Below are 1,049 nucleotides of genomic sequence, written 5' to 3' on the forward strand. Positions count from 1 at the left end.
ACCGACCGAGGGGCCGTCGCCCGATGCGGCGCGCTGCGGCGCCGGCGCCGGAGGGGGCACCTCGCCGCGCAGCGCGCCTTCGAGCTGGGCGATGGCGCTGCGAATTTTCTGCGCGTCGCCGCTGGCATTGGCCGCGTCGAGTGCCTTCGAGGCATTGAGCACGTGGCGGTCGCGGTCGCTCATCGCGGCGGACGCCTTCTCGCGTTCGGCCGACTTGCGGTTGAAGGCTTCGTCGATGGGCGCGCGGAAGGCGTCCCAGAGCTTCTGTTCCTGGCGGCGGTCGAGCGGCACGCCCTGCGCCTCGGCCTGCCAGCGCTGCTGCAGCGCCTTGACGGCGTCGATGCGCAGCACGGGCTGGGCGCCCAGCTCGGTGGCCTCGGCGATCATGGCCTGGCGACGTTCGATGCTGGCCTTCTGCGCGGTCTCGAACGGCGCGCGGGCGGCACCGAAGGCTTCGTTCCATTGCGGCTGCAGCTCGGCGAACACCTTCTCGCCCACATGGCCAGCATCGCGCCAGCGATCGGCGAACTGGTGCAGCGCGCGGTTGTGCGCCTTCAGGTCGGTGGCGCCCGCATGCTCGGCGGCCCAGGCCTTGACCTCCTCGATCAGGGCCACGCGCAGCGCGCGGTGTTCGGCCGCGTCGGCACGCACCTTCTCGAGCCAGGCCTCGACCACCTTGTGGGCCTCGTTGCAGGCCTCGTCGAAACGCTTCCACAGCGCGTGGTTCGGCACGCCGCCCTGGTCGGCCTGCTTCCATTGGTCGCGCAGCGCGCGCAGGGTTTCCTGCATCTTGCGGCCGCCCAGCGCCTGGCCTTCGGGGCGCTTGAGCAGGCCCTCGGCCTTGGCCACGAGGTCTTCACGGACCTTGTCGGCGCTCCAGCGCTGCCAGCCTTCGAGTTCGCCGGCCGCGACCAGCGCGGCATGCACGCGCGCCTCGAGCGGGGCCTCGACCAGCTTGCCGTGTTCCTTCAGCACCGCGCGCAGCGCGGCGGCGGCGCCGGCGCTGGCCTTGCCATGGCCCTCGGCGGTTTCCTGTTCGAGCTTGGCCA

1 protein-coding gene is annotated in these 1,049 nt (G+C 72.3%); it reads right to left on the minus strand.

Going from position 1 to position 1,049, the window contains the following annotated elements:
- The coding region (locus tag AC27VN_RS42225; protein ID WP_490880630.1) for a DUF349 domain-containing protein at positions 1–1,049 on the minus strand (1,049 nt) is incomplete at both ends.

The organism is Variovorax sp. 20P10.2.4, assembly GCF_058244205.1.